The following is a 22,147-nucleotide window of genomic DNA, read 5'->3' as shown; positions in this document are numbered from 1 at the left end:
TTGAACGCACTTCCCTCCATCCCATCGACCACCATACCTTGTAATGCCCGTCTCTAGCACCCATTCGCACGCACACCCTAGACTTTTGCCACTGACCATGTGGTTAAACACCCAAACACGGTGATTAGACATCCAAGCTTCACGTGATCAAGAAAAGACAAAAGACACCAAGAGCATCAACGCAAAAAGGCTCCCAAGGGAGCCTTTTTAGAGATCAACTAATATCAAGCGATATTAGAAGTCCAAACGGTATCCAACGTAGAAACGATCAGTGTTGCCACCGCGAGCGTTTTTGTTGTTGTCTACGTAACCAGCAGAAACCATACCACGACCTAAACGGTTGTAGACTTCAGCCTGTACGCGAGTACCTTTAGCTTGGTTAGTTTCTTTAACTTGTGAGTAAGCCAAAGTAGCGCCTAAACCGTCAACTTCGTAACGACCAGCAACACTGTAACCTTTGTCAGTTGTGTTGGTAGTTTTGTCTTTAGCACGCTCGTAAGCTGCAGACAAAGTCAAAGCTTCGATTTTGTAAGTAGCAGCCAATGACCACAGGTTAGAGTCTGCAGCATAGACGTTAGCAGACTTAGCCGCTTTAACAGCACCGTAACCAGCACCAACAGTCAAGCCAGCAGCTGAGTACTGAGCACCCAAGTTGTAACCGTCGATTTCATTGTCTTTCTGAGTACCAGCGTCACCCATGAATACACCACCGATACCAGCCTGGAAACCAGACATCTTTGGAGAAACGTAAGCGATGGTGTTAGATTGACGACGGTCAGCACGGCCAGAACCAGAACCTAAGTAATCAACTGACAGGATGTCACCAGAACCTGATGCGAACAAATCAGTTACGCCACCAGCATAGTTCCAAGTAAAGTGGTCAATACGGCCACCAACTGCAGTACCCCAAGAACCAGTCGCACCTAAAGAAGCGTAACGGCCACCAGCCAATGCGCCTGTTTCAGTGTCAAGACCTTGTTCCCAATGGAAGATACCTTTGGTGTCTTCTAGACCAAGATCTACAGTTCCGCGAATACCAACGCGAGTAGCGTTGTTAGCGAAAGAAGCAGATGCTTTGTCAGCTTTGGTCAAGTTCATACGGAAAGATCCGTACAGAGTAGCATCAGCCATTGCGATAGCAGGAGCAGTCATTGCACCAGCGATAGCCAGAGCGATAATTGACTTTTTCATTCAGTTTTCCCCTTCAACGTTCAACATACTAGTAGTTGTTTGAATTTTTCCTGGAGCACCGTCATTGGTGCAGCCGAGAAAATACTATAAAAACAGATTATTTCAAACCGATGAAGCGAAAAAATTCAAAAAATTTTCATTTATCGGTTTGGCCTCTGTCAGTGTCGATGTAAAAAGCTCAGTACTACCATTTATCAAGCTCTTTATTTTTCAACAAGTTACATAAACAAGCTGAATCTACACCTCAATTAGTGGTTATTACATCACAGCACCGATGGGCTTGCAAGTTTTGTTAGGCAAAAAGAGCAATCTCTGCACCTAAAAACTAAAAAAGCACGACAACGTGAGATCGCTGTCATGCTTTTTGTGTGCTAACGCGGTTCTAACAACTAAACACTGAGATTAGAAGTTAAGCTGATATCCTACTAGGAAGGTGTTCTTAGTATCTGGATCAAACTTGTAGTCTTTGGTGAAGCCTACGAACTCAGCGTAAACAGCACCGTTACCCATGGTTTGAGCAGCACCTACAGTATAAGACTCAAAACGCGCATTTGAGTTTTTCTCTTTAGAACGACCGTATACTCCGTATAGAGCCGTGTTCTCTATATCGTATTGAGCTGAAAGGTTCCATGCGTTGGTTTTTTCAACGGCCGTTTTATCATTTTGACGCGTGTAGTTAGCACGTAAATCCAGGTTTTCGATACCGCTGAAACCTGCCGCTAAGCCCCAGAGGTTTTCATTCACGGCATAGGTGTTCGCCGCTTTGGTATTTTTCATATTACCGTAAGCCGCCGCAGCGTATAGACCATTTGCGTCATACGCGACACCTAGGTTGTAAGCATCAACCTGACGATCTTTCTGCGGACCTAAATCACCCGCAAACACACCGCCAGCCATAAACGTCACACCATTCATGTCTGGAGAGATATAGGCGATTGAATTAGGTGCCAAACCATAGTTGTCAACTGACTCAAGCGAACCTTGGTACGTGATATCCGTGTAATCAGACACCATTGTGACGGTTGCATGGTCAAACTTACCACCAATTGCAGTACCCCAAGAACCCGTTGCTCCAAGGTGAGCTTCACCTGACCCGCTCACCAATGCACCTGCGTTAACGTCGAGATCTTGCTCCCAGTAGAAGATACCTTTTGTATCATCAAGACCTAAGTCAACCGTTCCCATGATACCAATTGAGCTGCCGCCATCAGTCAATTCAGCCGAGCGGGTCGCTTCTTTCTTCATGACAGCTTCAAACGTACCAAATAAGGTCGCATCCGCTTGTGCAATTGCAGGGGCAGCTACAACCGCTGCAACCGCCAAAGACATAATCGATTTTTTCATAGAGTTTCCCTCTTCACTTCAACATTCAACTACTAGTTATGTGTAGAACAGGGTGAGCTGACTAATATCAAAGTCAAGTCCATCCTCAAAAATATTACAACACAAATACACGTGATGAACAATAGAAAATCGTACTGACCTCCGACAACTTGTACACCAATTAAAAACAAAAAACTCAAAAAGCACCAAAAATAAGCAAAAGCAAATATTAAGTTTAAAATAATGCCCTTAATTAGGGCATGCAATTAAAAATCTGCCAATATTTTTTTAAGTTTCTTTTCAGAAACGGTTTGCTTCGTACCTAATTGCTGAGCAAAAAGTGATACTCTGTACTCTTCAATTAACCAACGATAGGCATCCAACCCTGCAGGAACCGTGCCCAAGTCAAGATTGCGTTCATACTTTTGCTGCCAGAGTTTCCAGAAGTTAGTTAATTGTTCCGACCATAGGTTTTGCTGCCTCAACTCTCTTGTAAACTTCTCAAGTCTTAACTCAATAGCCTTGCAATACCTAGGGTAATACTCCAAATAAATACCAGGAACTTCAGTCAAAAAACATTTATAGAACAGATGACTAAGCTGCTGCTTAATATCATTTAAAACTATAATTGTATCCAGCCCAACCTTTCCATTCAGAACTTTATTGATCCGGTGATATACATTCATTAGATCATACACTTGCTGACTTAATCCTATTGCACACTGACTAAGATTAACTTTTACCTTTTGCACACTATCCAAAAACTTTGTTTGAGTACGTGGAATAGGGTCTGCATACCCCTCTATATTCAACCCTGCAGCCTTCATGACTGCCGATAAGAGTATTTCATCTTCAAGTGTTTTAACGTCCCACATCTTATTGCTTAGCAAGACTGATTCGTTAACTTTCAACAGGTTTCGCTTTATCGTTTTCACATCATCCCGCAGCATCAACACATAAAGCCTAGCCATCCCTCTTACCGTGACCTGCTGTGATTCTGATAAACGACTCAATAACACTAAATCCACATGACTGCCTTGATCCACCAAGGCTGGATACGCATCCACCTTAAGTCCATGCCCTTGCTCAATGAGTATTGATTCAGGCAAATCACCAAAGTCCCATGAAGTCAGCTCTTTCTTACCCCAGGCTTGCGCAGGGCGAGCTTCTTGTAAGGCAGCATCCGCTAAATGACTTAACTGTGAATGCAGTTTTTGCCAGCTGCGCCCGACTCCCAATATCTGCGCAGCTTCACCCAAAACACGCAAACGCATCTGATGATGCGCATCTAACTCAACCTCTTTAAACACCTTGGGATCAAGACGAACGCCTGTCATACGCAGCAAACGGTGTGCTAATTGCTCATGCAAATCACCCACACCAAATTCGCAAGCATCGCAAAAGGCTTGAACATAGTCCGGAACCGGAACAAAATTTTTACGCAGTGCCTTAGGTAAACCTTTGAGTAACGCCGTTACTTTCTCGGCTAACATCCCTGGCACTAGCCACTCTAAACGCTCTAAAGGTAAGGTTTTGAGCAATCCAAGAGGTACATCTAACGTCACACCATCATCATCTGAAGAGGGGTCAAAGTGATACGTCAAGGCCAAAGGCATTGCGTTAACAAACAGCTTATCCGGGTATTCTGCATACGTGATATGATCGGCTGAGCGCTGCAATATGTCGTCTTCAGTCATAAAGAGCGCTTTCGGATCTACTTTTTCAACCTGACGACGCCAATACTCAAAGCCCTTACCACTGACGACATGTTCACCTTTAAGCCGTGCGAAACGCGCTTTGTAGAACTCAGTTAATCGCTCCTCATCCACCAACAAATCTCGACGCCGCGACTTGGCTTCAAGTGTTTCGACACTGGCCAATAACGCACGATTGTGATGAAAAAGGGTGCCTGTGTCCGATACTCGCCCTCAACCAATGCTTGGCGGATGAAAATGTCGTGACTAACGCTAGGATCAATGGAGCCATAGTGCACACGCCGCTTTGGAACAATAATCAGTCCGTAAAGTGTCACTTGTTCAATTGCAACGACTTGAGCGCGCTTCTGCTCCCAGTGGGGCTCCATCCAAGAACGCTTTACAAGGTGCGCTGCAGGCTCCTCAATCCACTCAGGTTCAATTTTAGCGACGTAATGCGCAAAGAGTTTACTGGTTTCCAGTAATTCGGCACACATAATCCATTTAGGGCTCTTTTTAAAAATACCCGATCCAGGAAAGATGTAGAAACGGCGATTACGGGCACCTAAATACTCACCCTTCTCTTGCTTAAACCCTATGTGACTGAGAAGCCCGGTCAACAAAGCTTTATGAATCGATGCATAGTCGGCATCGTCCTTATTCTCAACAAAGCCCAACTCTTTAGCACTCAGATGTAGCTGGCGATGCAAGTCTCGCCACTCCCGCATCCGCACCCACGAAATAAAATGCGTTTGGCACCATTTTTTTAATTGCTGACTGCTCAACTCAATGCGCTGCAACTCATAAGCTTTCCAAAGATTAAGCAGTGTAATAAAGTCTGAATCGTCATCTAGATAAGCTTGATGCTTTTCATCTGCGGCTTGGCGCTTATCATGTGGACGCTCGCGTGGGTCTTGCACACTCAGCGCACTGGCAATCACCAAAACTTCCGTAAGCGATCCTAAGTGATTCGCCGCTACTAACATACGCGCAATTCTTGGATCGACCGGTAAACGCGCTAAATCACGCCCTAAAGCGGTTAACTGCCGCTTTGAGGTAACGGCCCCTAACTCTTCTAATAACTTAAAGCCATCATTAATAAACCGACTGTCTGGCGGATCGACAAAGGGAAAGCGAGCAATATCGCCCAACCCCAATTGAAGCATATTAAGAATAACCGCGGCTAAATTCGTACGCTGTATTTCAGCATCGGTAAACGCCGGGCGCTGTAAAAAGTCATCTTCCGAATAGAGGCGAATACAGGTTCCTGGTGCTACACGCCCACAGCGCCCTGCTCGTTGATTTGCACTCGCTTGGGACACGGCCTCAATGGGCAAGCGCTGCACTTTAGAGCGATAACTGTACCGAGAGATACGTGCTAATCCTGGATCAATAACGTAGCGTATTCCAGGGACCGTCAAAGAGGTTTCGGCAACGTTCGTCGCCAAGACGATTCTGCGCCCTGCTTTTCTATCCTCGCCAAATACCCGATTTTGCTCAGCTAAAGATAAGCGTGCATAAAGCGGGATGACCTCTGTATCTCGCAGTTGTGCTTTACGCAAGGTTTCAGCTGTCTCCCGAATATCACGCTCACCCGGCAAAAAGACCAGTATGTCTCCAGGACCGGCTTCTCTCGTTTGACGATCGATGAGTGTTAACTCATCCACCGCTTGCAAAATACCGACCTGTAGATCTTGCGCCTTATCATCTTCCACCTCCAGCTCATGCAAAGGACGATAAAGAAGTGTGACAGGATAGGTACGCCCCGACACCTCAATAATGGGGGCTTTTGAAAAATGATCAGAAAAGCGCTGAAGATCAATCGTTGCTGACGTTATTATCAGCTTAAGGTCAGGTCTTTTGGGCAGAAGCTGCTTGAGATACCCCAGCAAGAAGTCAATGTTTAAGCTGCGCTCATGCGCCTCGTCAATGATCAGAACTGAATAACGGCGCAACAACCTATCACGTTGTGTTTCTGCCAACAGAATACCGTCTGTCATTAACTTAATATGAGACTGCTCTGATACCTGATCGTGAAAACGGACTTGATAACCGACGGCTTGCCCTAATTCAGTTTTGAGCTCTTGCGCGATTCTCGCAGCCACGGTGCGAGCGGCCAAACGACGCGGCTGTGTATGCCCGATCATACCCTTATCAGACAAGCCCAACTCTAAACAAATCTTTGGCAGCTGCGTGGTTTTGCCCGACCCCGTTTCGCCCGCCACAATAATGACTTGATGGCGCTGAAGGGCCTCAGCAATTTCTTGCCTACGCGCACTAACTGGCAATTCCGGATAGTCAATGGAGGTATTCCAAGGTTGTCGATGGGTCACTGTGTTATTCAAGCCGCTCTGCCTTTCAAACATTCAAATCGGGCATTATACGAAATTTATGGCTAGAATGACGATACAATCGGATTAACAGGAGAATCAATGTGAGTTCTTGGAGCGCAAACGAAAGCCTAAGTCTTTATAACGTCAAACGCTGGGGAGCCGGTTATTTCGGTATTGCAGATCAGGGTGATGTTACCGTGCGAGACCCCTCGACAGGTGCTGAAGTTAGCTTTGCCCATATCCGCGAGCTCACTCGTGAAAAAGGGTTAGAACTGCCCATTTTGATACGTTTTCCACATATATTGAAAGATCGCGTTGCACAACTGGTGAAAAGTTTTGCAAGAGCAATTGAATATGAAGACTACCAAGGCCAATTTACCTGCGTTTACCCCATTAAAGTGAATCAACAACGAGAAGTGGTCGAAGGCATCATAGCAGGGCAACGACAAGCCCTTAACGGCTACACTGGGCTTGAAGCAGGCAGCAAACCTGAGCTACTTGCCGTTCTCGCACTTGCTGAACCCGGATACTCAACGATTGTGTGCAACGGCTATAAAGACGAAGACTATATTCGCCTTGCATTAATGGGTGAAAAGCTTGGACATAAAGTCTATATCGTCCTCGAAAAAGCAAGCGAACTAAACGATGTGCTCGCCATCGCTAAAGAGCTGGATGTGTCACCAAGAATAGGGGTGCGTGCACGCTTAGCGACAGTCGGGAAAGGTAATTGGCAAGACAGCGGTGGTTTAAAATCAAAATTCGGCCTATCCGCCAGCGAAATTTTAAAAACAATTGATATCTTAAAAGACAATCAGCAAACCCAAGCCTTTCAATTATTGCATTTTCATTTAGGTAGCCAGATCGCCAATATTCAAGATATCCAAGTCGGGCTAAGAGAAGCGGCTTGCTTCTATGCTCAATTGCGCTTGATGGGCCTTCCCGTTGAAGTAGCTGACGTGGGTGGTGGCCTAGGCATCGATTATGAGGGAACGGCTTCACGCAGTATTTGCTCGATGAACTACACGCTGGACGAATATGCCAAACGCGTCGTTCAAGCCTTTAAAGAAGTCTCAATAGAGCATGACTTGCCACAACCGGATATTTTTAGCGAATCGGGCCGGGCCGTGACGGCACATCATGCGGTATTAGTAACCAATGTCATCGGCATCGAATGCCAAGAAGTGGGCTCAATTGAAACACCCAGCGCGGCTTGCCACCCTTTGCTGACACGCATCAACCAAAACTATCTTGATGCGATTGATCGCGAACGGAGTTTAAGTGAAATCTATCACGACCTGATTTCCTATAACCAAGATTTAAACCAAGCTTTTACGCATGGAGATCTAAGCCTGCAAGACCGGGCTAAGGGTGAGCAGATCTTGAAGGCCACTGCTCTTTACCTGATGAAAACTCTTAACCCTTCACGTCGCCCTCATCGCGAGATTCTGGATGAGCTCAATGAGCAAATGGCGGATAAACTGTTTGCCAACTTTTCTCTCTTTCAGTCGCTTCCTGATGTATGGGGCATTGGCCAGGTTTTCCCGATATTACCGCTTAGAGATTTAGATAAAGCGCCATCTCGACGCGGCGTCATCCGAGATATCACCTGTGATTCCGATGGTCGTATTGATCATTATGTCGATGGAGAGGGGCTGGAAACAACCCTGCCATATCCACCCATGGAAGTGGCCAACGCACTACTTGGTTTTTTCCTTGTTGGCGCCTATCAGGAAATTCTGGGAGACCTTCACAATCTCTTTGGGGATACGGATGCAGCAAACATCATTTTTGATGAAGACGGCAATGCCCGCGTCAGCGTGAGTCAACGGGGGGACACGCTTGCTAAAGTTCTGCAATACGTAAACTTTGACCCACAACGTCTATTGTCAGCCTTAAGCCAACAAGTGACAGAAGCACAGCTTGGACAAGACACCAAAACTGAGTTTCTTCAATGGCTACAGCGCAGCCTCGAAGATACAACTTATTTAGATCAGCCTAAAATTTAGACCCTGTATGTCACGAACAAACAAAGCGGTTACGATACGCCCTGTCTGTTCGTGACAACTCGATTACACTTTAAATCGTTTCAGACGCTCATCAATCTCCGACGCAGACTCCGCGACCTCAGATCCTAAACTTTGAACTTTGCTAGCGGTATCCGTTAAGTGAGCAGCCGCATCACCTATCTGGGTAATGTTTTTAGTGATTTCTTCATTTACCATGCTCTGTTCTTCTGCAGCCGTGGCCACCTGAGTCGAGTTGTCAGAGATTGCGTGAATACGCTCAGCCGCTGCCTCAAGCGCCTGCAGACTGCGTTGACTCTCAGCAACGGTGGTTTGGATTGATCCTAAACACCCTTTCATTTGGTCAACACTTAAGTTGACATCGTACTTTAAGGAGCCTATCAGCGTTTCGATTTCCTCAGTGGCCGTTTGCGTTCTACCTGCAAGACTACGCACTTCATCCGCCACTACAGCGAAGCCCCGCCCCTGTTCCCCCGCACGAGCAGCCTCAATTGCCGCATTCAATGCCAACAAATTTGTTTGCTCAGCAATACCACGAATCGTGGAGACGATGGTTGTGATTTCGTCACTTCGCTTTTCGACTGCCGTCACAGCTCCCGCCGCCTGCTCAATTGAATGAGATACACGCTCAATATCTGCAACCGTTTTAGATAAGTTTTCACGAGAGTTATTCACATCCTGATTGGCAGAGTTTGAATCCTGTGCTGTTGCCGCGGCTAAATGTGCAACCTGTGTGGCGGTTGCGGCCATTTCATTGGCGGCAGCAGCCACGGAGTCCAACTGACGATTTTGATCACTTGTCGCCTGGCGTGTAGCCGTGGCTGTATCCGCTAAAGAACCTGCACTCCCTTTTAGATCCGCCGATAACCGAATCAACTCTTGTATCAAGACGCGGATTTTGGCCGTAAATTGATTAAAACCGTCCGCCACATTGGCCAATTCGGCATGAGATGCCGCTTCCAAGCGCCGTGTTAAGTCCCCTTCGGCTCCCGCCAACTCTCGCATGCGCAAACCTAACTCAGTCAGCGGACGTGTGATACTTTTCACAAAAAACATGACAATCATCAACGTGACCAACAGTACGATCAGCGCCGTCACAATCAAGTTAGCACGCACACTGGCCTCATTGCTTTCGAGTTGGTCTCTTAACTTAGAGACTTGCTCAAAAGCAACGGCTTCAGGAATATCAATAACAAGTGACCAATTGGCATTTGCAATTTGAATCTGAGTTTTAGTCAGAATACTCCCCTGATTCATCCCTCTGCCTTCTATACGATCCAGCAACTCAGAATGAACACGACTCAGAGGTAATCCTAAGGATTCAGGGAACTGGCTTGAGGCGATGATTCGCTGGTCATTACTCAATAAAATAACGGAAGCGGCTCCCTTATAAAGAGATTGAGCTAATTGTTGGATTTTTTCTTGGAGTACAGGTAGGTTTATATCCACACCTGTAACGCCTACCGCTTTACCTGATTTCAAAACGGGGTAAGTTAACGATGTCATTAGAATCGAGCGCCCCGCTTCTATTTCATACAGATATGGCTCTGTAATACAGGCTCGGGCTGTTTCGAGCGGGCATAAATACCACTCGGCAGCGCGATTACCATACTCATCTAACGTAGTATCGTATTTAATGTCATAATCAACAGGATAGGATACCAAAGCTCCCTCTTCTCTGACCCAGTAAATATCTAAGGTTCCTGTCGAGTTTGCAGAAGATGCATACAGGCTGTCTAACCCATCGTAGCCATTTTGCTCAAACTGAGCATAAGCCGAACTCACCGCTTTATTTGCTTGTAAAGCTGCCTGAACCACTACCGAAGCTTGCTCACGGGTGAGGCGTATCTCGTCTGCTGTTGCTGTATTAAAAACAGATGCGAGTGCTTCAGGTGTGCTCATTCCTTGATTTAATAGCTGACTGATATCATCACTTAATAACTGCGAGGCAAGTCTAACTTCCTCATGCACACTTCGTGTTACGATATTCTCAGTCAAGCTTAAGGTTTGTACAGCGGACTGATTCAGTTGATACAGTGCAAGTCCGATCACGAAGACAAGTGAGATCAGGATCAAAAGACCCGCACCCACTAACAATTTGACCTTTAAGGATAACATTCTCATTAATTAAATAACCTTTATCGGTATAGATATCGTAAATGTGCTACCTTGCTGCCGTTGACTTATGACGTCAATTTTACCCGCCAGTATTCCTACGACGGAGTTGTGTACGATGCTTAAACCTAAGCCTGTCCCGCCCCCTCCCATATTCGTTGTAAAGAAAGGATCGAAGATCCGTTTGAGGTGATTATCACTGATTCCTTTTCCATTGTCATTCACTAATATATCCACCATCCTTGGATACTTTTTCGATTTTTCAACGCGAATTTTGATAACTCCAGGCGTTTCATCAAAGGCATGCACCAACGCATTCTGCACAAGGTTAATCAGAACCTGTCCCAAAGGGCCAGGATAAGAAGTCATTACAACTTTATCGATGACATCTATCTCGACACGATGAAGAGAACGCTTAAGCGTCGGATTCAACATCAGCATAACTTCATCCAACACCTCTGTAATACAAAACGTTCGCTTATTCAACGAAGTTTGATCAACCGCAACTTGCTTAAAGCCCGTGATTAAAGACGAAGCTTTTTCTAAATTTCGTAGAATAATTAAACTGGCTTCGTCAGCATTGCCAATAAACTGAGTTAAACTAGAACGCTTTAGACCTTGCTCCATCTCTTGATTAAATGTTTTTACGTCCGACTTCAAGGTTGAGGCTGCCATCACAGCATTACCAATCGGTGTGTTTAATTCGTGGGCAACACCAGCCACGAGCCCTCCTAAAGATGCCAATTTTTCAGACTGAATTAACTCTTCTTGCGTTCTTTTCAAGGCAATGAGCGTTTCATTGAGTTGCTGTGTGATATTTTCTCGACTTCGCACGAACGAAACGCCAATTAACAGCGACACCACCATAATGACTACAGCAGCTATCGCTAATTTAATCTGTGTATTCAGATGGTTAACATGTATTCGATCAGTGAGCTCAACCACACTCCCATACACTTTCTCGGATGGCACTTTGATCACGAGTGTCCAATGCACGTTTGCAAACAATAAAGGCATTCTTAGGAGGATAAACCCATTAGCACTCTGTTCTTCTAAATCCAATACAAGCCCTTCCTCACCCAAATCAATAAATTCACCTAATTGTCCATCGAAATGGTTAGATGCAATTATCCGATCATTTTGAGTCAAAAGTGTTACTTGAGCATCACCATCAAAAATAGTACGAGACAGCTGAAGCACTTTTTGCTGAAGCGTTGATACATTAATATCCGCACCCGCAATACCAATAAATTGCTCATCTTTAATCACTGGAAAGGTTAATGAAACCATTAAAACGGGAGCACCCGGAAATGTTTCCCAATAATAAGGATCAGTAATACAGAATTGCTTCGTTTCGAGAGGACACAGGTACCATTCGGCTTTTCGTATACCAAACCTATCTAGGGTTGAGTCATATTTGATACTAGGATCGGGGGTTGGAACAAACACAATAGAATGATTGTCTCTTACCCAATAGAGTTCAAATGTTCCCTCTCGAGAGCTTGTCTGAGGATCAAGTCGATGAAAACTATCCAATCCATCAAACGCATTAGGTTCAAAATGCGCATAGATAGATTCAACGTTTGGATGCGCGGCAAGAACGGATTTTAACATATCACGCGCATCACGACGCTGCATGGGAAACTCCCAACCACTCGCAGACGCGAGTATCGAGGAAACAACGAATGGCGGCTCAAAACCATATTGCAGGAGTGATTTTATTTCCTCACTCAAGGCTTGAGCTGTGGCTTGCAGCTGCTCATTCACATGCCCGCCAATAGAATATTCTGCCATTTTAATGACTTTGTTCGCATTTTTTTGTGACTGATCCAACGCAAAAAAAATCAGCAGTCCAAGCGATGATATAATAAACACGGCAACCCAAACCAAGACTCTGAATTTAATCATTTGTCCAGTTGAGGAATGCATCATGTTTTCTCCAACCAGGTAAGCAAATCATCAATGGTTAAAGGCTTTGAAAACCAATACCCTTGACCCTGATGACACCCTTGCGCCTTAAGAGCATTCAGCTGCGCCTCGGTTTCGATCCCTTCAGCAATAACTGTGAGGTGAAATTTACGTCCAAGTGACACGATCATATCGGCAATATTGGATCCTGTGTTGCTAGGATTCATACAGCTAACAAAGGATTTATCAATTTTAAGTTGATCCGCACTTAACTTGTCTAGATATGATAAAGACGAAAATCCCGTACCAAAGTCATCAATCGAAATCATTACACCGAGTTTTTTCAGACGGGACAGCTTTTCTTCGACCTCGACTGACCCCAACACACCAACTGACTCAGTAATTTCAATATCTAGACAGTTACCCGACACGCCTGCCAACGCTAACGCATTCGAGATCACCCTCTCAAAATCAGGATCATTAAACTGCAAGGTTGAAACATTAACAGCCATTCGCACAGATGGCTTGATAGACCGTATTCTATGTAAATCTTCCAGTGCTTTATGTAAAACCCACTCGCCTAACGCTAATATCAAACCTGATTGCTCTGCCAATGGAATGAATACCTCGGGTGAAATCGGCTCATTCCGCTTATTTCGCCAACGACACAATGCCTCCACACCCACTATTTGCAGTGTATTTAGATCTATCTGAGGTTGGTACATAAGTGTAAAGTTTTGATGATCAAGAGAGTCCTTCAACTCCGATAACATCATCGAACGATCTCGTAACTCATCTACCATTCTTGTATTAAAGTAAACCAGCTGGTTAACCCCTTTTTGCTTTGCCCGCTTTAATGCAATCGTCGCATTTGCCACCAATTCGTTGGCAGTCGAGCCTGTGTCCGGAAAAGACACTCCTGCGCAAAATGTAAGTAAACGCCATACATCTCTAATATTAACCGGCTTATAAAGATCAACCACTAAATCTTGGATACAGGCATTTGAATCAACAACCAATGCAAACTGATCCGCCCAAAGCCTTGCAGCCATCAAAACATTTGGATGGCGCTGATATCGTTCGGCCAAAGCGCACAACAACTTGTCACCGTAATGTATACCAAAGGTATCATTCAACATTGAAAACTGATCCAAATCGATCAGTAATAATGCCCCCGTTTCAGGAATACCCTTGTTCAAATATTCAATTAAACCATTTCGATTAAGCAACCCAGTTAAGGTATCTTCATACGCGATGCGTTTTAGCTGTTCGAGTAAACTCAAGTTTTTCGCACATAAGCTGATATTATGAGTAAACATTTTAACCATGCGTAACTCATCTTCGCCAACGGACGTCGGTGTATCTAAATACACAACATAGCGCGCAAAAGACTCAGGTTCAAAATAAAAACAGGACACACCTTCAGATACGATATTTTCTCTTTGCTCAAAACACTTGAGCACCTTTTGCCAAATCAAACTACGTTCAAACTCAGCGGTGTGCTCCATCCATTGGGCATAACGTCCAGCACTTGCAATGACCTTAACAGGCAAATGGCTTTCTGAGGACACGTCTGAAGTGTAAGCACCAAAGCAAACAAGTCCATCAGGATCTACCCCAATGAAACCTGCGAGTTGGGTAATAACGCCCTCAGCAAACTCATGCAACCCTTCTTTAAGCATCAGGTTATTTGTGGATTGAATAATTCGTGCGAGTCCTTGACGGTTGTGATCTAAGCGAACTAATTGATTATAACTGCGAAGCGCGGTAATGAGGGCTGTATAGAGTTTTTCGCGGGTCAATTCACTTTTTGTTTTATAATCATTGATGTCATATTTAGAGATAGTTTCGAGTTCAGGTGCATAACCTGGTTGACCTGTTCTTAAAATAATCCGAACATTTTGCAAATCTAAAACGTCTCGAATTTGACGAACAAGAAGTAAACCCGCTTCTTCAGACTCCATCACAACATCTAACAAAATCACAGCAATATCGCGTTCGTTTGACAGGCATTCAAATGCTTGTTTAGATGTATAAGCATGCAAAAAAACTAGAGTAGCACCGTCAAAGACTTGTCCACGTAAGGCCAGCTCCGTGGCAAAGTGAACGTCTTCGTCATCATCAACAATTAATATTTTTCGTACCCAGTAGCGTGAGTTTGTTCCAACCATTGATGCTGCAGGCTCATCCTCGTCCGCAAATTCAATCAAATCATCATCGACCACACACCACCTCGGCAATTTTTTTGATTTTCAATACGAATTTAGCACTAAAATGGATGCACTTACTATCTCAATCATTCGGCATTCACAATAAACCGAAAAAAATCGAATCCGTCGTGCACTCTGACAGTTCGCAGAGTAAAATCATCTCTATTTACTTTTAACCGAATAATGAATGAAGAGCGTTATGACTCAAGCACAGACATTTCCTGACCATGCCTTAGGCCCTAGAGAAGAGCTCTTTAAATATGACACCCACTACACCCTACTTGGAACGGCTCATGTCTCGAAGGCCAGTGCAGATGAAGTCAGGCACTTGATTCAGTCTGGCGAATTTGACGCCGTTGCGATTGAGCTGTGCCCAGGTCGTCTAACCTCAATGAAAGACCCAGATGCTTTAGCCAAAATGGATCTTTTTCAAGTTATCAAAGCAGGTAAAGCAGGCATGGTCGCGGCCAATCTTGCAATGGGTGCCTTTCAACAACGCGTTGCTGAAGAATCCGGTATTGCACCTGGCGAAGAGATGAAAGCCGCTATTGAAGAAGCTGAAAAACAACAGATTCCTATATTGGTCATTGATCGAGATATTGGAATCACATTAAAGCGGGTATACCGTAGCGTGCCATGGTGGCAACGAATGAACCTAATCTCGGGTCTAATTGCCAGCTTAGTCACAAAAGAAAAAGTCAGTGCTGATGAAATTGAGCGCTTAAAGCAAGGTGACGTATTAGAGTCAACCTTTAATGAGTTTGCTGAGCAGTCTGAACACCTCTACCAAGCGCTCATTGCTGAACGTGATCATTATATGGCTCTAAGACTCGCTCAAGAAAACGGAGACAGTCGCTTCAAGCGCGTTTTGGTGGTAATCGGTGCCGGTCATCTTAAAGGAATGAGCGATAACCTGCGCGGCCACCTCCCGGAAAATCCATCTGAACAGCTGACACTACTCGAACAAGTTCCACCCGGAAGCCAATGGACCCGGTTCATACCTTGGATCATTATGGTTCTAGTGTTAGCAGGATTTGCGATTGGCTTTAGCCGAAACACTGATCTTGGCCTACAAATGGTACTTGACTGGGTTGTCATCAATGGCGGATTGGCCGCATTAGGCGCTCTGATTGCCAAAGCTCACCCTGTCACTATTATCGGAACCTTCTTTGCAGCCCCTTTCACGTCACTCAACCCAACCATCGGTGCTGGGATGGTCGCAGCTGGCATAGAGATTGCGATGCGCAAACCCACCGTCGGTGATTTTTCGAAGTTACGCCAAGATGTCACCGAAATGAAAGGCTGGTGGCACAACCGTGTCTCTAGAACCCTATTGGTGTTTATGCTGGCCACTTTAGGCTCCGCAATGGGAACCTATATTGGCGGATTCCGAATTTTTGGTCAGTTAACAGGAGGCTAAACGACCATGACAATCAAGGCAACGGGGCTCGCTCGTTTCTACTATGCAACCTGCTATTCCTTAAAGGGACTTATTGGGGCGTATCGAAGTGAGCCTGCTTTCCGTTACGAAACGTGGATCGTCTGCGGACTCACGCCCTTTGCCTTTATATTGGCTCAGACCACAGTCGAACTGATCCTTTTGATCGCCAGCTTATTACTGATTCTCATTTTTGAATTGATCAACACGGCCATCGAAGCCGTCGTTGATCGAGCAGGTAAAGAACATCATGAACTCGCGGGACTTGCAAAGGATACGGGGTCGGCTGCCGTATTCCTATGTCTCTTTTTAGCCACATTTGTCTGGGGTGCGCTCCTATGGCAAAACTTGATCAGCACCCTCTTATTAAACAACAGCATCTAAAACAGTATTAGCCCATTCACAACTGCTAAAATAATAGTGATTAAGCTGCTTAACAGTTTTTTGATTGACGCCGTTTAACTGTGCCGTTTCATACGCAATGGTTAATTTAAGAATTTTACCCAACCGTCCTTGTCGATACAAAATCGCAACTTTCACCTCTTCACTTAGCGCTAGGTGCTCACATAGAGACTCAAGTGATTCATCGAGCAACTGATCCATCATGACAATATGCCGACCATAAATGCAGTACTGGCGCTCTCTTTTAGCGCAGATGTGGCAATTTTTTCGCACATAGATGCTCGAATAAGTGCTTTTGGCAAGATCAGAGTATTGCAAGGATGATTATCGGCCAGCATCAATGTTGTGACTAGGTTTCGGATTTGCTTAAACCCCAACATTAACAAGGCCTGACGAATACTGCTAATTTCCATTTGACGCCGATAAAACGCAGAATTAGACAAACGCAATATTCGGAGGCATAACTGGGCATCTTGAGCAATCAAATGCTCCAGCGCATCAAAATCTGGCTCGGACTGTTGCAATGCCGACAGAAGCCTAAGTTGCGCTGCACGATTATTAGCCCGTGTCCGCACGGTGGCCGCCTTGACTTCAGGCTTGGCATAGAAATACCCCTGAAACAGAGTGAAACCCAACTCAACGCATTGCATAAAGGTTGAAAGATCTTCGACTTTTTCAGCCAACAGTACCAAACCGCGTCGTTTGTATTCTTCTAACTGGCGTGCGCTAGGGACGGATGATAGAACATCCAGCTTAATAATATGAGCAATATCGAGAAGGGGAAGTGTCTGATCCGTCAGAACAAAATCGTCTAAAGCGATAGTGAAACCTTGGTCTCGAAGCTTTGCCAAAGCATCGATGATATCCTGATCGCCTTCAACATCTTCTAAAACTTCGATCACAACCTGCTGATTGCACGGCGGCAACAACTCCGCTTTTAATAACCAGTCACGCGGTGCATTAAAGAAGACAAGGCGTTTTCCAACCAATGCTTCAATACCTGTCTCGTAAAAGGCTGCATTGCAAACTCGAGCAGTCGCCATTACGGGATCATCAATAAATGCGGATGTCGCTTCTGAGCTTGCGCGATAGAGCAGTTCATCGGCAACGTGCTTCATTGATGAGTCACAGATAGGTTGAAGCGCTACACAGTACTCACTCACTGCTGATCCACCATAGGTCTTATTACCTTCCTTGAAAATCGTTTTGTCGTAGAAACTAGATTGCCTTTAATCTATAACATTTAAACCGAATGCCCGCTTAACGAAAAGCGAATAGTCTGTGTGTCGGTTACCCACCCGTCATGTTCATGAATCGCACTATTTGCACATCACCATCGGTCGTGAAATGATGTTTTTCTGGCTTCAAATCCATGGCTGAGATAATAGCATCGATCAAGGGTTGATTGTCACTAGGGTTATCCCTAAGAATAGGCCGTAAATCCAATGAATGCTCATTCCCCAAGCATAATAGCAGGCGCCCTTCAACCGTCACTCTAACTCGATTGCAATCCCCACAAAAGTTATGACTATGCGGTGAAATAAAACCGATACGGCTGCTTGAATCTGGCATAGCAAAATACCGCGAAGGCCCACCCGTATGCACAGACAGTGCGTTCAGCGGGTAAACAGACTCTATCAGGGTGCGCACTTCATCACTTGAACAATAGGTCTCATCCCGACCATGGTCGGAAATATGACCTAAGGGCATCTCTTCAATAAAACTGATGTCAATGTGCTTGTCTCGGGCAAAGTTAACCAAATCCAACACTTCATCGTCATTACGGCCTCGCATAATGACAGCATTCAGTTTGATCCGCTCAAAACCCGCCTCCAATGCGGCGTCTATGCCAGCTAAAACCTTGTTCAGGTCACCAATACGCGTAATGCGTCGAAATTTTTCAGGTTGAAGGGAGTCAAGACTGACATTTAGACGGTGAAGCCCTGCATCTTTTAAAGGCTTTGCAAAACGATCAAGTTGGCTAGCGTTGGTGGTCATCGTAAAATCAGATAAGCCCAAGGTGCCGATATAATCCACCAATTCGACAATGCCACGACGAACCAAAGGTTCACCTCCCGTCAAACGGATTTTTTCGACCCCTAAGGATGCAAATGCAGACGCCACACGACCAATTTCTTCCAGCGTCAGCACTTGATCTCGCGGCAGAAACGTCATTTTTTCGCTCATGCAATACACACAACGAAAATCACAGCGATCCGTCACGGACAAACGCACATAACTCACACGGCGACCAAACTTATCAATTAAAGCGGTGGGGACAGTCAGGCTATTCATTGGCATTCTCCCACCGTCTCACGGCATCACTATCTGAATGACGAGCAGCAACCCAATAGTCACCTGAACGACTGTGCTCCTTCTTCCAAAAGGGGGCCTGCGTTTTCAAGTAATCCATCACGAAATTACACGCATCAAACGCCGCTTGACGATGCGCCGACGCAACCGCCACTAAAACGATTGGATCTCCGGGGGTCAAACGACCGATTCGATGAATAATGGTGATTGCCTCTAGTGGCCAACGCTCTTGAGCGGACTTAGCGATCTCCTGTAATGACTGCTCTGTCATACCCGGATAGTGCTCTAGAGTTAACGCAACCACGTCGGGGCGTTCATTAAAGTCTCGAACATAGCCTATAAAATTGACAACAGCACCAATATCGCTTCTAGCATGAGTGATGGCGTCTATTTCCTGTCCAGCATTAAAAACCTCTGGCTGTACACGGATACGAATCATCTCAACCTCCCGTGACTGGTGGGAAAAATGCAACCTCATCCCCAGGATGAACCTGCGCGTTACGGTCAACCATGGTTTGATTCACAGCGACTAACAAGGACTCATTTGCGAAGGCTTGAGCCAAACAGGCATCTTGCGCAACCAACCCTTGAATGACATCACTCACTGTTGCATCGATAGGAAGTTCATGACAATTCAGAACACATTCATCACGTTGCACCTGTTCTCTTAAATGGGCAAAGAAACGAACACGAATATTTTGATCAGATGCTTTTTCCAAGGCACTAGAGATTGGCAACACATCAACAGGTATCGTTGACTCTTCTGCCCCCAAACTCCAATCACCCGACTTACCCCCACGCTTTTCTAACACCTGTATCTCACCAATGACCATGTGTTTATCAACCGCTTTACACATATCATATAAGGTCAGAGCCGCCACTGACACAGAGGTCAAGGCTTCCATTTCGACCCCTGTTTGACCTGCCAACTTGCAGGTTGCATACACTCGCATACCCGGAAGCTCAGGATCGGCTTCAAACTCAACACTGACTTTTGAAAGCATCAAGGGGTGGCAAAGGGGGATTAAATCCGACGTACGTTTAGCCGCTTGAATACCTGCAATACGCGCTGTCGCAAGCACATCGCCTTTAGCATGGCGCTCCGTCATGATCATTTCGAGTGTTTCTGGGCGCATTTTAATTGAAGCGCAGGCCGTCGCACTGCGAGCTGTAAGCGCCTTGCCGGACACATCAACCATGTGCGCTTGACCTTTGGAATCGATATGCGTCAATTTAGTCATCTAATTTCCTTCAATAAAATGCGTGGACTGCCAACCGGGAGCCAAGTGCTAAAAGGGTAGACTGTCACGAGTTCGCCTTGGTTCACTTGCGCTTGGGTGTCATGAAGACGTATGAGGCAATTCCCTTGATGCATAGAGGTGAGAATACCCGAACCTTGACGTCCAGTCGTCACAACCTGAGCCTGCCCTTGACGATCAAAACTGAGCACTCCTCGATGAAAATCACTGCGCCCCAAGCGACTTTTCATCGACTCACCCGCTTTCGCTGATAACGTCAGCCCTTGCCAATCCTGCTCTCCCTGTAAACGCCGAATTAAAGGTTGTATAACCAGCATCAAGGTAACTAAGCTTGCTACTGGATTTCCGGGCAAGCCTGCAAACAAACAGCCTGCTGGAGATGTCTCTGACAGCAAACGTCCAAACGCTAAAGGTCGGCCAGGCCGAATTGCCAACTGCCAAAAGCCAATTTCACCTAAGGCCGACACGGCTTGTTTGACATAATCCGCTTCCCCAACCGAAACGCCACCACTGGTCAACACCAAGGTTGCCGAGTGTTGAGCCGCTGCCAATGCATCGGTCAATAAGGGTAAGTCATCCGGCAAAATCCCCATATCCAATACATCACAGCCCAAAGATCGCAGACTGCTTAGCAATGTAAAACGATTGGTATCGTAAATGCCCCCAGGCGAGAGGATCTGCCCAGGTGCATGCACCTCGTCACCCGTGGAAAAAACGGCCACCTTGACGGGTTTGTAAACAGTGATCTGAGCGAAGCCCAAGGATGCCAAGAGACCGATCTGCACTGAAGACAAACGTTGTCCTGCGCGTAACAAACAACGCCCCTCTTGAATATCCTCACCGGCTTGCCGAACATTGCTGCCTGACGTCGGCTGCTTTGCTAACGGAATAATCAATGTTTCTCCGTTGAGTTGGCAAACCTCCTTCATCACAACGGTATCGGCACCGTCTGGCATCGGCGCCCCTGTCGTGATTTTAAAGGCATGCCCTGACTGCAAGACTGAGCTGGGAGCTTGCCCTGCAAGCACAGTACCCTGAACAATCCAATGCTCCCTTTGACCAAGATCACTGCCCTTCACCGCATACCCATCCATCGCCGAATTCCGATGAGGCGGAACATTCATTGGCGACACAACATCCAACGCCAAAACGCGCTGATGGGCTGATGACAGATCAATGACTTCAATTGCGGGGGGCTGTTGAACACTCAACAATATACGCTCAACTGCCTCCTCAAGGCGCAAAAAAGGATCAGCTCCCGGTTCAATAAAATCAAAGCAGGAAAGTGGTTGATCAGTCATAACCCCTCACTTGCGATGCAGGGCTCACATGAGAAAGCTGACTCATATCGAGAACAAACTGTTCAATTTGAGTAATCGAATTAATATCCAATACGGGTAGAGGGCAGTCTTGACTCAATTCGGCGAATGAATCAGTGGCAACGGCAATGATTGTCGGGTCATTAGGATACAGCAGTGGCTTACCCACGCTGGCTCGATAAAGCTCAATTTTGGGATAGGTTTCTGCTTTAAACCCCTCTACTAAAATTAAGTCTAGCTCATTTACGTGCAGTTGACCGACGAGGGTCCGTAAATCGGGGAGTTCGGGCTGTGCAGATTCAATCATTAAGGCACTGCGCTTGGCCGATGCAATCAGCATCTGACTGGCACCCGCATGACGCAATTCGTAACTGTCTTTACCCGGAATATCAACATCAAAATCATGATGTGCGTGTTTAATACAACCAACCCGTAACCCACGTTGTTTTAGTCTTGGCAGCAGCTGGGTGAGCAGCGTGGTTTTACCCGTTCCACTCCAAGCCGCAAAACCCAGTAAGGGTAGAGAAAACTCGCTCATATCGATGACAGGTCCTATCGTTATTATTCCAATACAGCAGCAAAGAGCATTCCACACCAAAGGTGAAAAAAATAACCATC

Annotated in this window: 15 protein-coding genes and 1 pseudogene; 3 read left to right on the top strand and 13 right to left on the bottom strand. The window is 45.7% G+C overall.

Annotation, left to right across the window (positions count from 1 at the left end; translation table 11 throughout):
- Positions 1-234: 234 nt before the first annotated feature.
- The 3 genes and pseudogenes from D791_RS19200 to hrpA form a co-directional block, all read right to left on the bottom strand.
- The gene (locus D791_RS19200; protein WP_051514575.1) at positions 235-1,191 is read right to left on the bottom strand and encodes a porin; all 957 of its coding nucleotides are present in this window, start codon (positions 1,189-1,191) and stop codon (positions 235-237) included.
- A gap of 402 nt (positions 1,192-1,593) precedes the next feature.
- Positions 1,594-2,535 (bottom strand): porin, encoded by a 942-nt coding sequence (locus tag D791_RS14635; protein WP_036513153.1) that lies wholly within the window; start codon positions 2,533-2,535, stop codon positions 1,594-1,596.
- Between the two features lie 245 nt (positions 2,536-2,780).
- A pseudogene (hrpA, locus tag D791_RS19765) lies at positions 2,781-6,574 on the bottom strand (ATP-dependent RNA helicase HrpA).
- Positions 6,575-6,642: 68 nt separating this feature from the next.
- On the opposite strand from hrpA, the gene speA reads away from it, so the two are divergent.
- Positions 6,643-8,547: a biosynthetic arginine decarboxylase gene (gene speA / locus D791_RS14625; RefSeq protein ID WP_036513151.1), complete on the top strand. Its 1,905-nt coding sequence runs from the start codon at positions 6,643-6,645 to the stop codon at positions 8,545-8,547.
- A 63-nt stretch (positions 8,548-8,610) separates the two neighbouring features.
- Here speA and D791_RS14620 read toward each other — a convergent pair whose 3' ends face one another.
- Genes D791_RS14620 through D791_RS14610 form a run of 3 tightly spaced genes read right to left on the bottom strand, consistent with a single transcriptional unit; the run spans position 8,611 to position 14,813 of the window.
- Positions 8,611-10,689, bottom strand: coding sequence for a methyl-accepting chemotaxis protein (locus tag D791_RS14620; RefSeq protein WP_036513149.1), 2,079 nt, complete (start codon positions 10,687-10,689; stop codon positions 8,611-8,613).
- Between the two features lie 3 nt (positions 10,690-10,692).
- The gene (locus D791_RS19185; protein WP_051514572.1) at positions 10,693-12,612 is read right to left on the bottom strand and encodes a sensor histidine kinase; all 1,920 of its coding nucleotides are present in this window, start codon (positions 12,610-12,612) and stop codon (positions 10,693-10,695) included.
- Positions 12,609-14,813 (bottom strand): bifunctional diguanylate cyclase/phosphodiesterase, encoded by a 2,205-nt coding sequence (locus D791_RS14610; protein ID WP_051514571.1) that lies wholly within the window; start codon positions 14,811-14,813, stop codon positions 12,609-12,611. Before D791_RS14610 ends, D791_RS19185 begins: the two co-directional genes overlap by 4 nt.
- A 184-nt stretch (positions 14,814-14,997) precedes the next feature.
- Between D791_RS14610 and D791_RS14605 the strand changes: the two genes are divergently transcribed.
- Both D791_RS14605 and D791_RS14600 read left to right on the top strand, forming a co-directional pair.
- On the top strand, positions 14,998-16,218 hold the full coding sequence (locus D791_RS14605) for a TraB/GumN family protein (protein WP_036513145.1): 1,221 nt from the start codon (positions 14,998-15,000) through the stop codon (positions 16,216-16,218).
- 6 nt (positions 16,219-16,224) lie between these two features.
- Positions 16,225-16,620 (top strand): diacylglycerol kinase, encoded by a 396-nt coding sequence (locus tag D791_RS14600; protein ID WP_036513143.1) that lies wholly within the window; start codon positions 16,225-16,227, stop codon positions 16,618-16,620.
- On the opposite strand, the gene D791_RS20445 is transcribed toward D791_RS14600, so the two are convergent.
- The 7 genes from D791_RS20445 to mobB form a co-directional block, all read right to left on the bottom strand.
- Positions 16,603-16,842: a hypothetical protein gene (locus tag D791_RS20445; protein ID WP_202806884.1), complete on the bottom strand. Its 240-nt coding sequence runs from the start codon at positions 16,840-16,842 to the stop codon at positions 16,603-16,605. The two genes, D791_RS14600 and D791_RS20445, sit on opposite strands and share 18 nt — an antisense overlap.
- Positions 16,839-17,801, bottom strand: coding sequence for an EAL and HDOD domain-containing protein (locus tag D791_RS14595; RefSeq protein ID WP_202806883.1), 963 nt, complete (start codon positions 17,799-17,801; stop codon positions 16,839-16,841). The genes D791_RS20445 and D791_RS14595 overlap by 4 nt, the downstream gene beginning before the upstream one ends.
- Before the next feature lie 127 nt (positions 17,802-17,928).
- Positions 17,929-18,933, bottom strand: coding sequence for a GTP 3',8-cyclase MoaA (gene moaA, locus D791_RS14590; RefSeq protein ID WP_036513141.1), 1,005 nt, complete (start codon positions 18,931-18,933; stop codon positions 17,929-17,931).
- Positions 18,926-19,390: a molybdopterin synthase catalytic subunit MoaE gene (gene moaE / locus D791_RS14585; RefSeq protein ID WP_036513139.1), complete on the bottom strand. Its 465-nt coding sequence runs from the start codon at positions 19,388-19,390 to the stop codon at positions 18,926-18,928. Before moaE ends, moaA begins: the two co-directional genes overlap by 8 nt.
- A 1-nt stretch (position 19,391) precedes the next feature.
- Complete coding sequence (gene moaC / locus D791_RS14580; RefSeq protein WP_036513137.1) at positions 19,392-20,192, bottom strand: cyclic pyranopterin monophosphate synthase MoaC; 801 nt, start codon at positions 20,190-20,192, stop codon at positions 19,392-19,394.
- Complete coding sequence (gene moeA / locus D791_RS14575; RefSeq protein WP_051514569.1) at positions 20,189-21,511, bottom strand: molybdopterin molybdotransferase MoeA; 1,323 nt, start codon at positions 21,509-21,511, stop codon at positions 20,189-20,191. The genes moaC and moeA overlap by 4 nt, the downstream gene beginning before the upstream one ends.
- Entirely contained in the window at positions 21,504-22,067 is a 564-nt protein-coding gene (gene mobB, locus D791_RS14570; RefSeq protein WP_036513135.1) for a molybdopterin-guanine dinucleotide biosynthesis protein B, read from the bottom strand. Before mobB ends, moeA begins: the two co-directional genes overlap by 8 nt.
- Between the last annotated feature and the right edge of the window lie 80 nt (positions 22,068-22,147).

Source organism: Nitrincola nitratireducens (assembly GCF_000585235.1).
GTDB lineage: Bacteria > Pseudomonadota > Gammaproteobacteria > Pseudomonadales > Balneatricaceae > Nitrincola > Nitrincola alkalisediminis.
The sequence above is the reverse complement of the archived record's forward strand: the minus strand, read 5'-3'. Positions and strand labels throughout refer to the sequence as shown.

What these genes read in the sequence shown, in the direction of transcription:
- D791_RS19200 (WP_051514575.1), bottom strand. Translation starts at nt 1,191, where the DNA reads ATGAAAAAGTCAATTATCGCTCTGGCTATCGCTGGTGCAATGACTGCT.
- D791_RS14635 (WP_036513153.1), bottom strand. Translation starts at nt 2,535, where the DNA reads ATGAAAAAATCGATTATGTCTTTGGCGGTTGCAGCGGTTGTAGCTGCC.
- D791_RS14620 (WP_036513149.1), bottom strand. Translation starts at nt 10,689, where the DNA reads ATGAGAATGTTATCCTTAAAGGTCAAATTGTTAGTGGGTGCGGGTCTT.
- D791_RS19185 (WP_051514572.1), bottom strand. Translation starts at nt 12,612, where the DNA reads ATGATGCATTCCTCAACTGGACAAATGATTAAATTCAGAGTCTTGGTT.
- D791_RS14605 (WP_036513145.1), top strand. Translation starts at nt 14,998, where the DNA reads ATGACTCAAGCACAGACATTTCCTGACCATGCCTTAGGCCCTAGAGAA.
- D791_RS14600 (WP_036513143.1), top strand. Translation starts at nt 16,225, where the DNA reads ATGACAATCAAGGCAACGGGGCTCGCTCGTTTCTACTATGCAACCTGC.
- D791_RS20445 (WP_202806884.1), bottom strand. Translation starts at nt 16,842, where the DNA reads ATGATGGATCAGTTGCTCGATGAATCACTTGAGTCTCTATGTGAGCAC.
- moaA (WP_036513141.1), bottom strand. Translation starts at nt 18,933, where the DNA reads ATGAATAGCCTGACTGTCCCCACCGCTTTAATTGATAAGTTTGGTCGC.
- moaE (WP_036513139.1), bottom strand. Translation starts at nt 19,390, where the DNA reads ATGATTCGTATCCGTGTACAGCCAGAGGTTTTTAATGCTGGACAGGAA.
- moaC (WP_036513137.1), bottom strand. Translation starts at nt 20,192, where the DNA reads ATGACTAAATTGACGCATATCGATTCCAAAGGTCAAGCGCACATGGTT.
- moeA (WP_051514569.1), bottom strand. Translation starts at nt 21,511, where the DNA reads ATGACTGATCAACCACTTTCCTGCTTTGATTTTATTGAACCGGGAGCT.
- mobB (WP_036513135.1), bottom strand. Translation starts at nt 22,067, where the DNA reads ATGAGCGAGTTTTCTCTACCCTTACTGGGTTTTGCGGCTTGGAGTGGA.